This is a genomic window from Saccharothrix longispora, from assembly GCF_031455225.1.
Taxonomy (GTDB): domain Bacteria; phylum Actinomycetota; class Actinomycetes; order Mycobacteriales; family Pseudonocardiaceae; genus Actinosynnema; species Actinosynnema longispora.
Genome location: NZ_JAVDSG010000001.1, coordinates 6,942,385 through 6,955,489 on the forward strand (window position 1 = coordinate 6,942,385; position 13,105 = coordinate 6,955,489).

A 13,105-nucleotide genomic window follows, 5' to 3' on the forward strand; every position below is an offset into this window, starting at 1 on the left:
CTGGAGGGAGTGGGTCTGTGGCGCTCGTCGTCCAGAAGTACGGCGGTTCCTCGGTCGGGAGCGCCGAGCGGATCAAACGCGTGGCCGAGCGCATCGTCGCGACCCGCAAGGCGGGCAACGACGTCGTCGTCGCGGTCTCCGCGATGGGCGACACGACCGACGAGCTGCTCGACCTCGCGCGCCAGGTGTCGCCGGTGCCGCCCGCCCGCGAGATGGACATGCTGCTCACGTCCGGTGAGCGCATCTCCATGTCGCTGCTGGCGATGGCGATCAGCTCGCTGGGCGCCGAGGCGCGTTCCTACACCGGCTCGCAGGCCGGCGTGATCACGACCTCCGTGCACGGCAAGGCGCGCATCATCGACGTGACGCCGAGCCGCATCCAGGACGCGCTCGCCGAGGGGGCCATCGCGATCGTCGCGGGCTTCCAGGGCGTGTCCCAGGGCAGCAACGAGATCACCACGCTCGGCCGCGGCGGCACCGACACCACCGCGGTGGCGCTGGCCGCCGCGCTGAAGGCCGACGTCTGCGAGATCTACACCGATGTGGACGGCGTGTTCAGCGCCGACCCGCGCATCGTGCCGAACGCCAAGCGGCTGGAGACCATCACCTACGAGGAGATGCTCGAAATGGCGGCGAGCGGGGCCAAGGTGCTCATGCTCCGCTGCGTCGAGTACGCCCGCCGCTACAACGTCCCGGTGCACGTCCGATCTTCGTTCAGCAACAAGCCCGGGACCATCGTGTCCGGGTCAGTGGAGGACCTTCCCGTGGAACAGGCGATGATCACCGGCGTCGCGCACGACCGGTCCGAGGCCAAGGTCACCGTGACCGCGGTGCCCGACCTGCCCGGCATGGCGGCGCGCATCTTCCGCGTCGTGGCCGAGGCGGAACTCGACATCGACATGGTCGTGCAGAACGTGTCGCAGGCCGTGTCCGGCCGCACCGACGTGACGTTCACCCTGCCGAAGGACGACGGCCCGCGCGCGGTGGCGGCGCTGGAGAAGTCGCGCGAGGAGATCGGCTTCGACCAGGTGCTCTACGACGAGCACGTGGGCAAGGTCTCGCTGGTCGGCGCGGGCATGCGCTCGCACCCCGGCGTGACCGCGCAGTTCTGCGAGGCCCTGGCGTCCGCCGGGGTCAACATCGAGATCATCTCCACCTCGGAGATCCGGATCTCGGTCATCTGCCGCGACACCCAGCTCGACGACGCCGTGCGCGCGCTGCACGACGCGTTCGACCTGGGTGGCGACGAGGAGGCCGTGGTGTACGCGGGGAGCGGTCGATGAGCGGGCCCGTGCTCGCCCTGGTGGGGGCGACCGGTGCCGTCGGCACCGTCATGATCGACATCATCAACCGGCGCGAGTCCGTGCCGTGGGGTGAGATCCGGCTGATCGCGTCGGCCCGGTCGGCCGGCAAGAAGATCACCGTGCGGGGCGACGAGCTGACCGTGGTCGAGTTGACGCCCGAGGCCTTCGACGGCGTGGACGTCGCGATGTTCGACGTGCCGGACGAGGTCTCGGCCGAGTGGGCGCCGGTCGCGGCGGCCCGCGGCGCGGTCGCGGTGGACAACTCGGGCGCGTTCCGGATGGACCCCGAGGTGCCGCTGGTGGTGCCCGAGGTCAACGCCGACGCGACCGCGACGCGGCCCAAGGGCATCATCGCGAACCCGAACTGCACGACGCTGTCGATGATGGCGGCGCTCGGCGCGCTGCACCGCGAGTTCGGGTTGCGCGAGCTGGTCGTGGCGTCCTACCAGGCCGCCTCGGGCGGCGGGCAGGCCGCGATCGATCGCCTGTACGGCGAGGTCCAGGCGTTGGCGGGCAAGCAGGTCGGCCTCCGCGCGGGTGACGTGCGGGAGGCGCTGGAGGCCGCGGGCCTGCCGGTGTCGGACTCGCCGTTCCCGGCGCCGCTGGCGCTGAACGTGGTGCCGTGGGCGGGTTCCCTGAAGGACGACGGGTGGACCAGCGAGGAGCTGAAGGTCCGCAACGAGTCGCGCAAGATCCTCGGCATCCCGGACCTGAAGGTGTCGGCGACCTGCGTGCGCGTGCCCGTCGTGACGACGCACTCGCTGGCCGTGCACGCGACGTTCGAGCGCGAGGTGACCGTCGGCGAGGCGCACGAGATCTTCGAGGCGCAGCCCACGATCGTGCTCGTGGACGACCCGGCGGAGAAGCGGTTCCCGACCCCGGCGGACGTCGTGGGCGAGGACCCGACCTACGTGGGCCGGGTGCGGCAGGCGCTGGACTTCCCGAACACGCTGGACTTCTTCGTGTGCGGCGACAACCTGCGCAAGGGCGCGGCCCTGAACACCTACGAGATCGCCGAGGAACTCGTCGGCCGCCTGTAGGTCGGCCGCCTGTAGGTTCGCCTCATGGCGGACGTAGTGCTGGCGATCGACCTCGGTACGACGGCGACCAAGGTCATCGCGGTGGACCGGAACGCGGGCGTGGTCGCATCGGTGGAGCACGACTACCCGATGCGCACCACGCCCTCCGGTGAGGCGACCCACGACCCGGACGAGGTCCTGACGGCCGCGCTCACCGGGTTGCGCGAGATCGCGACCGGCGGGCACGCGGTGCGCGCCATCTCGCTGACCGGGGCCATGCACACGCTGCTCGGCCTGGACGCCTCCGGCCGCCCGGTGACGCCGTCGCTGTCGTGGGCGGACAACCGGGCCGTGGCGCAGACCGCCGAGCTGCGCGGCACCGGGCGCGGCACCGCCCTGCACCGCGCCACCGGCACCCCGATCCACACCATGTCGCCGCTGGTGAAGCTCGCGTGGTTCGCCGAGAACGGCATCACGGCGGACCGCTGGTGCGGTCTGAAGGACTACGTCGCGCTCAAGCTCACCGGCGAGCTCGTCACCGAGCACTCGTCGGGGTCGGCGACCGGCCTGATGGACCTGGTGACCAGGTCCTGGCACGCCGACGCGCTGGCGTTCGCGCGGGTGACCGCCGAGCAGCTGCCCGCCCTGCACGCCCCGACCGACTCGTTCCCGCTGACCTTCGCCGTGCCCGGCGTGGCCCCCGGCACGCCGGTGGTGCTGGGCGGCGGCGACGGCCCGATGGCCAACCTGGGCGTGGGCGCCGTCGTGCCGGGCGTGGCGGCGGTGTCCCTGGGGACGAGCGGCGCGCTGCGCGTGGTCCGCTCCTCGCCCGCGGTGGACGAGCGGGGGCGGGTGTTCTGCTACGCGATCGCCGACGACCTGTGGGTGCTGGGCGGCGCGGTGAGCAACGGCGGCGTGGTCGCCCAGTGGGCCGAGGACACGTTCAAGGCGGACCTGCTCGACCTGCTGGACGAAGCGTCCGCGGTCCCGCCGGGCGCGAACGGCGTCACCGCCCTGCCCTACCTGCTCGGCGAGCGCGCGCCCTGGTGGGACCCGGACGCGACCTCGGCCCTGGTCGGCCTGCGCCGCGAGCACGGCCGGGCCGAGATCACCCGCGCCCTGGTCGAGGGCGTGGCGCAGCAGCTGGCCCTGGTCCTCGACGCGGTGCGCTCGGTGGCGGACGTGCACGCGGTCCGGGTGACCGGTGGCGCGTTCCGCAGCGACCTGTGGGCGACCGTGCTGGCGTCCGCGCTGGGCCTGGAGCTGGAGCTGGCGGACGACAGCGAGGGCTCGGGCGTGGGTGCGGCCCTGGTGGCGTGGCGGGCGCTCGGCGAGTTCCCGGACCTCACCGTCGCCGCGGAGCTGGTCAAGCCCGTGAAGACGATCAGCCCGGACCCCGGGGCGGTCCGCCACTACGCCGCGGCCCGTCCCGGGATCGAACGCCTCTACCGGGCGCTGGCCGAGCTGTAGCGCGGGCCGCCGACGCGGCGGCCCAGCAGCACGGTGAGCAGCGCGATCGCCACCGCGCCCAGCCCGGCCGTCGCGAAGCCCCAGGCCGGCGAGCTGTGGTCGATCACGAAACCGGTGAACGGCTGGCCGAGCGCCACGCCCAGCGTGAACGCCGAACCCTGGAGCCCCATCGCCTCGCCGCGCGCGGACGCGGGGGCGTGGGTCGTGATCGCCTCCCCGGTCGCGGTGATGGTGGGGGCGCACAGGAAGTTCGTCGGCACCAGGGCCAGCGCCAGCCACCACGGCGAGGCGTCGAACAGGCCGATCGGGATGGCCAGCACGCCCATGCCGCCCATCAGCGCCCACAGCGGCGGCACGCGGCGGAGGCCGCCGTAGAGGAAGCCGCCGACCAGCGACGCCACGCACATCACCACGACCATCGCGCCCGTCCAGCCGGTCAGGTCGAGCGCGCGCATCGACGCCACCAGCGACACCTCGACGCCGGACAGCACGAACGTCGCACCGCCCGCGCTGATCAGCACGCCCACCATGCGGCCGTCGAGCCACTGCCGGCGCGGCACCCGGCCGGAGTCGTCGTCCTCGCGCCGCACGGGCGGGTCGACCAGCCACAGCACGACGCCGACGAGCACCATCGCCGTGCCGATCGTCCACATCGCGGTGCGGCTGCCGCCCTGCGTGACGAGGGCGACGCCGAGCGCCGGACCCGCCATGAACGAGACCTCGACGGCCATCGAGTCCATCGCCAGCGCGGTGCGCCGGGAGGAGTCGGGGACGAGCGCGGTGAGGATCTGCCGGCCCATCGACATCACCGGCATGGTGGTGAGGCCGGCGAGGAAGCACGTGACGAGCAGCACGTGGAACGGCAGCAGGGGCGCGACGAACCAGAAGACGCCCTCGGTGACCATCGACAGGGCGAGCATGGCGCGCAGCCCGCGCCGGTCGACCAGCCGTCCCATCAGCGGCGCGCCGATCGCGATGCCGAGGGTCGACAGGGCCCCGACCAGGCCCGCCTCGCCGTAACCGCGCTCCAGGCCGAGCAGGACGTGCATCGTGATCGTCATGCCCGCCGCCGTCGCGGGTATCCGGGCCAGGAGCATCAGCAGCATGAAGCCGGGTACGCGCGGAGCCCGCAGGACGGCGAGGTAGTTAGCAACGTTCACGAGTTCATCTTCACCTGTCCCCGCAAGAGCTTTAACCACTCGTTTTCTTGACTCGTTCCAGAAAACCTGGTGTAGTGGAGGAGCAATGACCCCAGGACCACGCGAGCTGCTCAAGGACGCCGGGTTGCGCATCACCGCACCCCGGGTCGCGGTGCTCGAATGGCTCTCCGAACACCCCCACGCCACGGCCGACCAGGTCGCGGAGGCCGTGCGGGCGAGGTTGGGCGCCGTGTCCACGCAGGCCGTCTACGACGTGCTCAACACGTGCTCGCGGACCGGGCTGCTGCGCCGGATCGAGCCCGCCGGGCACCCGGCGCGCTACGAGACGCGGATCGGCGACAACCACCACCACCTCGTGTGCCGGGGGTGCGGCCGGACCGAGGACGTCGACTGCGTCCACGGCGCCGCGCCCTGCCTGGAGCCGTCGACCACCGCCGGCTTCGCCGTGGACGAGGCGGAAGTCCTGTTCTGGGGCCTCTGCCCCGATTGCCAGGGCACCCCTGCCCGCCAGGGGTCCCGCTGACCGTCGCACTGACCGTCGCACAGACAGAAGGAGCTGGAAGCGTGACCGAATCGCGTCACACCACCACCAACGCGGGCATCCCGGTCGCCAGCGACGACCACTCGCTGACGCTCGGCGCGAACGGGCCGATCCTGCTCCAGGACCACTACCTGATCGAGAAGAACGCCCAGTTCAACCGCGAGCGGGTGCCGGAGCGGGTCGTGCACGCCAAGGGCGGCGGCGCGTTCGGCCACTTCGAGACGACCGAGGACGTCAGCCGCTACACGAAGGCCGCGCTGTTCCAGCCGGGCGCGAGGACCGACACGCTGCTGCGCTTCTCCACCGTCGCCGGCGAGCTGGGCTCCCCGGACACCTGGCGCGACCCGCGCGGCTTCGCGCTGAAGTTCTACACGACGCAGGGCGTCTACGACCTGGTCGGCAACAACACGCCGGTGTTCTTCCTGCGCGACCCGATCAAGTTCCCCGACTTCATCCGCTCGCAGAAGCGCCGCGCCGACACCGGCCGCCGCGACCACGACATGCAGTGGGACTTCTGGACCCTCCAGCCGCAGACCGCGCACCAGGTGACGTGGCTGATGGGCGACCGGGGCATCCCGAGGACGTGGCGGCACCAGAACGGCTACGGCTCGCACACCTACCTGTGGGAGAACGCGGCCGGCGAGCGGTTCTGGGTGAAGTACCACTTCAAGACCGACCAGGGCATCGAGACGCTGACCTCCGAGGAGGCCGCGCGGATCGCCGGTGAGGACGCCGACGCGCACCGCGCCGACCTGTGGCACTCCATCGAGCGCGGCGAGTTCCCGTCGTGGACGCTGCACGTGCAGGTCATGCCGTACGAGGACGCCGCGGACTACCGCTTCAACCCGTTCGACCTGACCAAGGTGTGGCCGCACGGCGACTACCCGCTGATCAAGGTCGGCAAGCTGGTCCTGGACCGCAACCCGCAGGACTACTTCGCCGAGATCGAGCAGGCCGCGTTCGCGCCGACGAACCTGGTGCCGGGCATCGGCACGTCCCCGGACAAGATGCTGATCGGCCGCATCTTCTCCTACCCGGACGCCCAGCGGTACCGCATCGGCGCGAACTACGCGCAGTTGCCGGTGAACCGGCCGACGTCACCGGTGAACTCGTACTCCAAGGACGGCGCGATGGCGTACCGCAACGCCGCGGACCCGGTGTACGCGCCCAACTCGTACGGCGGCCCGCACGCCGACGCCGCGACCGCCGGCGAGACGGCGTCGGCCTACGGCGTCGAGGACGAGGTCGTGCGCTCCGCGTACCGGCTGCACGCGGAGGACGACGACTTCGGCCAGGCGGGCACCCTGGTCCGCGAGGTGTTCGACGACGCGCAGCGCGAGCGCCTCGTGCGGACCGTGGTGGCGCACGCGGGCAACGGCGTGTCGGAGCCGGTGCTGGAGCGGGTGTTCGAGTACTGGCGCAACATCGACAAGGAGACCGGCGACAAGATCGCCGCCGCCTTCGGCAGGTGAGCGCGCCGACACCCGAATGCGTGGTCGCGCGAGCCGCGTGACCAGGGAGGAGCCGCCCGGATCAGCGCCGGGCGGCCCCTCGTCCCACCTCCGCCGCCGACCCGGGACCGGGGCCTCAGGCGGTCTCGGGCACGTCCTGCCGGGCGTTGGCCAGCGCCAACCCGGTGCGCAGCGCCCCGACGGCCTCGGCCACCGCCTCCCGGAACACGCCCCCGACGCCGAGGATGTTCGCGTACCCGTGGAACAGGCCGGGGTGGCGGCGCAGCACCACCGGCACGCCCTGCCGCGCCAGCTTCTCGGCGAACGCCTCGCCCTCGTCGCGCAGCGGGTCGAACCCGGCCGTGGCCAGGTAGGTCGGCGGCAGCCCGCCCAGGTCCTCGGCCAGCAGCACGGACAGCCTCGGGTCGCTGTGCGCCTCGCGGGACGGCGCGTAGTGGTCGAGGAACCAGTCCATCTTCTCGTCGGTCAGGAAGAACCCGTTGCCGAACAGCTCCCGCGACCGCCGCCGCACCGACGCGTCCACCGCCGGGTAGAACAGCAGCAGGAACACCGGCTTCACCGCGCCCGCGTGCAGGGCGGTCACCGCGGCCAGGTTGCCGCCCGCGCTGTCGCCGCCCAGGGCGATCCGGTCGCGGTCGGCCTTCAGCTCGTCCGCGTGCGCCACCGCCCACTCGAACGCGGTCTGCGCGTCGTCCGCGGCCGCCGGGAACGGGTGCTCGGGCGCCAGCCGGTAGTCGGCCGACAGCACCCGCACCCCCGCCTCGACCGCGAGGAACCGGCACAGGTTGTCGTGGCTGTCCAGGTCACCGGAGACCCACCCGCCACCGTGGTAGAAGACCAGCAGCGGCGACCCGGCCGCCAGCGAGGTCGGCTCGTAGAAGCGGCCCGGGACGCCGTCCAGGTCGAGCGGGCGGACCGCCACTCCGCCGATGACCGGCCCGCACACCAGGCGGGTGCTGCGGGCCAGCGCGGCGCGGTTCGCGGCCGGCGTGCTCGTCCGCCAGTCCTCGCCGCTGATCCGCTGGAGCTTGAGCAGCAGCTGGGCCTCGGGGTGCAGCTCCTGCCCGTCGAGGGTGATGGGGCGCCCCGCGATCAGCCTGCGCAGCGGCGCGGGCAGGCCGAACGCGAAGCGCAGCGCGCCGGCGAGGACACGGGGTGGTAGCGACTCCGCGAGCTTCGACATGCGATGCACGTTACTCGCGGGTAAGCACCGAAGCGAGTAGTGGACCTCCAGCTAGGTCGAGGTGGCAGGATCGGGGGCATGACGGTCACCGTGGTGGGCATCGGCGGGTCGCTCCGCTCCAATTCGCAGTCCGAGCGCGCCATGCGCATCGCGCTGGCCGGCGCCGCGGACGCCGGCGCCAAGGTCGTCGAGGTCGCCGGCCCCGACCTGGTGCTGCCGTTCTACGACCCGTCCGTCCCCGGTAGGCCGGACAACGCCCGCCGCCTCGTGGAGGCGCTGCGCGTGGCCGACGGCGTGGTGCTCGTCTCACCCGGCTACCACGGCACCGTCTCCGGCCTCATCAAGAACGCCCTCGACTACGTCGAGGACCTGCGCGGGGACGAGCGCCCCTACCTCGACGGGCGGGCGGTGGGCTGCGTGGCCGCCGCCCAGGGCTGGCAGGCGTCCGTGACCACGCTCACCGCCCTGCGGTCCATCGTGCACGCCCTGCGCGGCTGGCCCACCCCGCTCGGCGCCGCCCTGAACTCGCGCGAGGTCGACTTCGACCTCGAAGGCGGCTGCTCCGTGCCCGCGGTGGCGGACCAGCTCCGCACGATCGGGCGACAGGTGGCGGAGTTCGCAGTGTCGAAGGCGGGTTAGCGGGTACCTCTCCCAGGGGCGTGAGCTGCCGCACCACCGGGTGTGGTCCGGCCCCGGCCGGGTGTTGGAACGATCGACGACACCACCGGCTCAAGGGAGAGCGTGACGATGAAGGTGCTCTACACGGCGCAGGCCACCGCGGTGGGGGACGGGCGCAACGGCGAGGTCCGGTCCTCCGACGGCGTCATCGACGAGCAGCTCGCCACGCCCACCGAGCTGGGTGGTCCCGGCGGGGACAAGACCAACCCGGAGCAGCTGTTCGCCGCCGGGTACGCGGCGTGCTTCCACAGCGCGATCAAGGTCGCCGCCCGCCAGGCCAAGGTGACGACCGGTGAGACCACCGTCGACGCCAAGGTCGGCATCGGCCCGGACGACGCGGGCGGCTTCCGGCTGGCCGTGGAGCTGGTCGCGCACATCCCCGGTGTGGAGCAGGCCGTCGCCGACCGGTTGGTCGCCGCCGCGGACCGGATCTGCCCCTACTCCAACGCGACGCGCGGCAACATCGAGGTGGCCGTCACCGCCACCGTGTGAAGGAGGAGTCAGCCACATGAGCAAGAGCCCGATCACCAGCACGCTGTCCGACGCCGACAAGGCCGCGGTGGGGACCGTCCTCCAGGCCACCCTGGTCGACCTGATCGACCTGTCCCTCGTGGCCAAGCAGGCGCACTGGAACGTGGTCGGCAAGAACTTCCGCAGCGTGCACCTCCAGCTCGACGAGCTGGTCACGACCGCGCGGACCTACACCGACGAGGTCGCCGAGCGCGCCGCCGCGCTGGGCATCTCGCCCAACGGCAAGGCCAGGACGGTGGCCGAGGGGTCGGGTGTGCCGGAGTTCCCGGACAGCTGGCTCAAGGAGGCCGACGTCGTCGAGGCCGTCGTGACGATGCTCGCCAAGCTCATCGAGCGGTTGCGCTCGCGCATCGACGAGGTCGACAAGCCCGACCTGGTCACCCAGGACCTGCTCATCGAGGTCACCCGCAACCTGGAGCAGGCCCACTGGATGTGGCAGGCGCAGCAGGCCTGACGCACGCGCCCCCGACGACGGGACGTGCCCCCGGAGGGGCCGCCGGTCCGCCCGGCGGCCCCTCCGGCGCGCCTAGAGCACCCGCTGGACGAACGCGACCTCCGCCGCGGTCTGCCGGATGGTCTCCGCGACGACCAGCGAGCCGTGCCCGGCGTCGTACCGGTACACCTCGTAGTCCGCGCTCCGCCCGGCCAGCCGGTCCAGGTAGTTGTCGATCTGCCGGATCGGGCAGCGCGGGTCGTTCTCGCCGGCCAGCACCAGCACGGGCGCGCGCACCGCGTCCACGTAGGTCAGCGGCGAGCACTCGCGGTACCGCTCGGGCAGCTCCTCGGGCGACCCGCCGAACAGGGCCCGGTCGAACGCCCGCAGCGGCTCCATCTCGTCCTCGTAGGCGGCGAGGTAGTCGGCCACCGGCACGCCCGCGACCCCGGCCGCCCACCGCTCCGGCTGCGTGCCCAGCGCCAGCAGGGTCAGGTAGCCGCCCCACGACGCGCCGTTGACCACGCACTTCGCCGGGTCGGCGAACCCGCTGGACACGGCCCAGTCGTGCACCGCGGCCACGTCCTCCAGCTCGGTCAGCCCCGGCCTGCCCTCGATCGCGTCGCGCCACTTCGAGCCGTACCCGGTCGACCCGCGGTAGTTCACGTGCACCACGGCGTACCCGGCGTCCAGCCACACCGCGCGGTAGGCGGAGAACCGGTCCTCGTCGGCCGAGTGCGGGCCGCCGTGCAGGTGGAACACGGTCGGCAGCGGACCGTCCGGCGCGCCCTCGGGCCGCGCGACCAGGGCGTGCACGTCGCCGACGAACACGTCGGTCAGGTCGACCGAGGCGGGCGCCTCGTGACCGGGGGGCGTGAGCAGCACGCGCTCGTCGCCGTCCGCGGCCAGCGCCCGCACCACGCCCGGCCGGGCGGCCGAGGACCACGAGTACTCCACCGAGCCGTCGGGCCGCACGTGCGCGCCGCCGACCGTGCCGTGCGGGGTCTCCAGCGCGGTCAGCGCGCCGGTCGCCAGGTCGTAGCGGTGCAGCGTGTTGCGCGCCCGGAAGGTGTGCGCCACCAGCAGCGCGGAGGCGTCCGGGTACCAGTCGGCGCTGATCTCGCCCGGCAGGTCGACGACGACCTCGGTCTCGGTGCCCGCGGCGACGTCCCAGATCAGCAGCTCGTCCTTGCCGCGCCGCTCGTGGCCGACCAGGAGCCGGCTGTCGCCGCGCACCGGGCTGAACGCGATGGCGTCCAGGCCCTTGCCGGGACCGTCCCACTTCTCGGTGACCTTCTCACCCGTCGGTGTGATCACGCGGAGCGCGGCGTGCCGGTTGTCGCCGTGTTCGGAGTGCGCGATCACGAGCAGCGTCTCGTCCTTGGACAGCGCGGTCACGCCGCCGTCGTTCTCGTGCGCGTAGACGACCTCGGCGGGCGCGCCGCCGCGCGAGACGTACACGGTGGTGCCGTCGTCGGTGGACGTGCCGATCGCGACCACCTCGTGCCCGATCTCCAGCCCGGCGGGGTAGCCCGCCGGCACGCCCTCCACGGCGGGCCGGGCCTCACCGCCGGGTTCGAACGGCTCGCTCACCCACGTGCCGAACTCGTCGCCGTCGGTGTCGTCGAACCACCAGATCGCCTCGCCGTCGGGGGTGAGCGCGCCGTGCGAGGTGCCGTTGGGCCGGTCGGTGACCTTGCGGTGGGAGTCGGTCGCGCGGTCCCAGGCGTAGAGCTCCCACACGCCGCTGGAGTTCGACAGGTACAGGTTGCGGTCCGGCGCGTCGTCCGCCCAACCGGGCAGGCTCACGCGCGGCGCCGTGAAGCGGGCGCGCCAGCGGGCCTCGGCGTCCGGGTCGGGGAACAGGGGGTCGGGCACGTCGGCGGTCGGGTGCGTCGTCACACCCCCGATCCTGCCGGCTTCCGCGCGGTGACCAGGTAGTAGTCGACGAGGCCACGCCGCGCGGCCCGGTGGTACGCGCGGTCCCAGTGGTCGGGGCGCGGGCCGAGTTCGAGCCAGCGGTCCAGGCCGCGCCACACGTGCTCGCCGATGCTGACCGCGGCCACGTCGGCGAACCCGGCCGCGCGCAGGTGCCCGAGCACGTCGTCCACCGGGTGGGCCAGGTCCAGGCCCGTGGCGAACGACTCGACCGCCGCGACCAGCTCCGGCGCGGCGGCGGCGCTGGTGGCGAAGAACGTGGTCAGCGCGAACCGGCCACCACCGGCCAGCACGCGCGCGCCCTCCCGGGCGAACCCCGCGACGTCCTCGAAGTGCTGGGCGGCCTCCACCGACAGCAGCGCGTCGAACGCGCCGTCGTCGAACGGCATGTCGTGGGCCGCGCCCCGGGCGAACGCCACGCGCGGGTCGTCGTTGGCCGCGGTGGCGCGGGCGACCTGCTCGGGCACCAGGTCCAGGCCGCGGACCAGCGCGGGGTCGTGCCGCAGCGCCCGCCGGGTGCCCACGCCGTGCCCGCAGCCGACCTCGACGACCCGGTCGCCCGGTCGGAGCGCGAGCGCGTCGAGGACGACGTCGTAGAGGGCCTCCTGGGTGGCGACGCGCTGCTCGACGGTGATCGGGCCGCTCAGGTCGACGTCGCGCCAGTAGCCGAAGTTGATGAACCCGCCGGCGAAGACGGGCAGCGCGGCCAGGTCCCGGGTGCCGTACATGTGCCGCCGCCGCGCCGTGCGCTCCTCGATGTCCGCCACACCCGCGATGATGCCGGTTCCGGGCCTTTCCGCGCCCCCACCGGCCGTCCTGGCCCCGCACCTCTACGCAGCGTGACGCGGTTGCCGGTGGCGGTGGTGGCGGAGGGTGATCAGCGGTGGTCGAGTTCCTCGTCGAGGATGCGGTCGACCGCGTTCGACGCGCGGGTCAGCGCGCGGGCGGCGAGGCCGACGAGCGCGGCCACGACGCCCGCGACCGCACCCCAGGCAGGGGTGGTCAGGAACGCGGTGGAAGCGGCTGAGCCGAGCGCGACCAGCGACCACGCGGCGAGCGCGAGCGGGTTGTCGGAGTTCGGGCGGGCGGTGGAGGTGAGGCTCATGGTGCTGCTCCCTGCTGGCGGTGCCCTCGGCGCTGAGCCGTGAAGCCTGTGGTGCGGTTGCGTCGACTCGTCGTCGCGTCGATCTTGATCGTCGTTACGCACCGTGAAGTTAGCTCGGCAACGTCCACTCGATTGGGCTAACAGAACGTGACGTTAGTTCGGATATCTAGCCGTGAGGGGATTTGGCAACAGCGAGGAGTGACGCGTAACGCTCACGTTCGTCCGAACGAATCACCTGTCAAGACGAATGCGGCACAGGGGAGGTCAGACC

13 protein-coding genes are annotated in these 13,105 nt (G+C 72.8%); 8 read left to right on the top strand and 5 right to left on the bottom strand.

The window, feature by feature from the left end; translation table 11 throughout:
* The first annotated feature begins 17 nt into the window (after positions 1 to 17).
* From J2S66_RS29975 to J2S66_RS29985, 3 genes are read left to right on the top strand one after another with little or no spacing between them, the layout of a single operon-like run.
* Positions 18 to 1,283 (top strand): aspartate kinase, encoded by a 1,266-nt coding sequence (locus tag J2S66_RS29975; protein WP_306744332.1) that lies wholly within the window; start codon positions 18 to 20, stop codon positions 1,281 to 1,283.
* A complete protein-coding gene (locus J2S66_RS29980) occupies positions 1,280 to 2,344 on the top strand; it encodes an aspartate-semialdehyde dehydrogenase (RefSeq protein WP_310311115.1) in 1,065 nt (354 codons plus the stop codon). The genes J2S66_RS29975 and J2S66_RS29980 overlap by 4 nt, the downstream gene beginning before the upstream one ends.
* Before the next feature lie 24 nt (positions 2,345 to 2,368).
* Positions 2,369 to 3,793 (top strand): gluconokinase, encoded by a 1,425-nt coding sequence (locus tag J2S66_RS29985; protein WP_310311117.1) that lies wholly within the window; start codon positions 2,369 to 2,371, stop codon positions 3,791 to 3,793.
* On the opposite strand, the gene J2S66_RS29990 is transcribed toward J2S66_RS29985, so the two are convergent.
* Entirely contained in the window at positions 3,769 to 4,953 is a 1,185-nt protein-coding gene (locus J2S66_RS29990; protein WP_310311120.1) for an MFS transporter, read from the bottom strand. The two genes, J2S66_RS29985 and J2S66_RS29990, sit on opposite strands and share 25 nt — an antisense overlap.
* A gap of 85 nt (positions 4,954 to 5,038) precedes the next feature.
* On the opposite strand from J2S66_RS29990, the gene J2S66_RS29995 reads away from it, so the two are divergent.
* Together J2S66_RS29995 and J2S66_RS30000 are read left to right on the top strand one after the other, a co-directional pair.
* A complete protein-coding gene (locus J2S66_RS29995; RefSeq protein ID WP_310311122.1) occupies positions 5,039 to 5,476 on the top strand; it encodes a Fur family transcriptional regulator in 438 nt (145 codons plus the stop codon).
* A 41-nt stretch (positions 5,477 to 5,517) separates the two neighbouring features.
* Positions 5,518 to 6,966 (top strand): catalase, encoded by a 1,449-nt coding sequence (locus J2S66_RS30000; RefSeq protein ID WP_310311124.1) that lies wholly within the window; start codon positions 5,518 to 5,520, stop codon positions 6,964 to 6,966.
* Positions 6,967 to 7,081: 115 nt separating this feature from the next.
* On the opposite strand, the gene J2S66_RS30005 is transcribed toward J2S66_RS30000, so the two are convergent.
* Positions 7,082 to 8,149: an alpha/beta hydrolase gene (locus J2S66_RS30005; RefSeq protein ID WP_310311127.1), complete on the bottom strand. Its 1,068-nt coding sequence runs from the start codon at positions 8,147 to 8,149 to the stop codon at positions 7,082 to 7,084.
* 78 nt (positions 8,150 to 8,227) lie between these two features.
* Here J2S66_RS30005 and J2S66_RS30010 point away from each other — a divergent pair, with 78 nt between their 5' ends.
* The 3 genes from J2S66_RS30010 to J2S66_RS30020 all read left to right on the top strand — a co-directional run bounded on the left by J2S66_RS30010 (position 8,228) and on the right by J2S66_RS30020 (position 9,812).
* The gene (locus J2S66_RS30010; RefSeq protein WP_310311128.1) at positions 8,228 to 8,788 is read left to right on the top strand and encodes an NADPH-dependent FMN reductase; all 561 of its coding nucleotides are present in this window, start codon (positions 8,228 to 8,230) and stop codon (positions 8,786 to 8,788) included.
* Positions 8,789 to 8,896: 108 nt separating this feature from the next.
* A complete protein-coding gene (locus J2S66_RS30015) occupies positions 8,897 to 9,319 on the top strand; it encodes an organic hydroperoxide resistance protein (protein WP_310315176.1) in 423 nt (140 codons plus the stop codon).
* A 16-nt stretch (positions 9,320 to 9,335) separates the two neighbouring features.
* Positions 9,336 to 9,812: a Dps family protein gene (locus J2S66_RS30020; protein WP_310311131.1), complete on the top strand. Its 477-nt coding sequence runs from the start codon at positions 9,336 to 9,338 to the stop codon at positions 9,810 to 9,812.
* Positions 9,813 to 9,884: 72 nt separating this feature from the next.
* Here J2S66_RS30020 and J2S66_RS30025 read toward each other — a convergent pair whose 3' ends face one another.
* From J2S66_RS30025 to J2S66_RS30035, 3 genes are all read right to left on the bottom strand, one after another.
* A complete protein-coding gene (locus J2S66_RS30025; protein ID WP_310311134.1) occupies positions 9,885 to 11,693 on the bottom strand; it encodes a S9 family peptidase in 1,809 nt (602 codons plus the stop codon).
* Positions 11,690 to 12,496, bottom strand: coding sequence for a class I SAM-dependent methyltransferase (locus tag J2S66_RS30030; protein WP_310311136.1), 807 nt, complete (start codon positions 12,494 to 12,496; stop codon positions 11,690 to 11,692). Before J2S66_RS30030 ends, J2S66_RS30025 begins: the two co-directional genes overlap by 4 nt.
* A gap of 110 nt (positions 12,497 to 12,606) precedes the next feature.
* Positions 12,607 to 12,834, bottom strand: a complete 228-nt coding sequence (locus tag J2S66_RS30035) for a hypothetical protein (protein WP_310311139.1) — start codon at positions 12,832 to 12,834, stop codon at positions 12,607 to 12,609.
* Positions 12,835 to 13,105 lie beyond the last annotated feature (271 nt).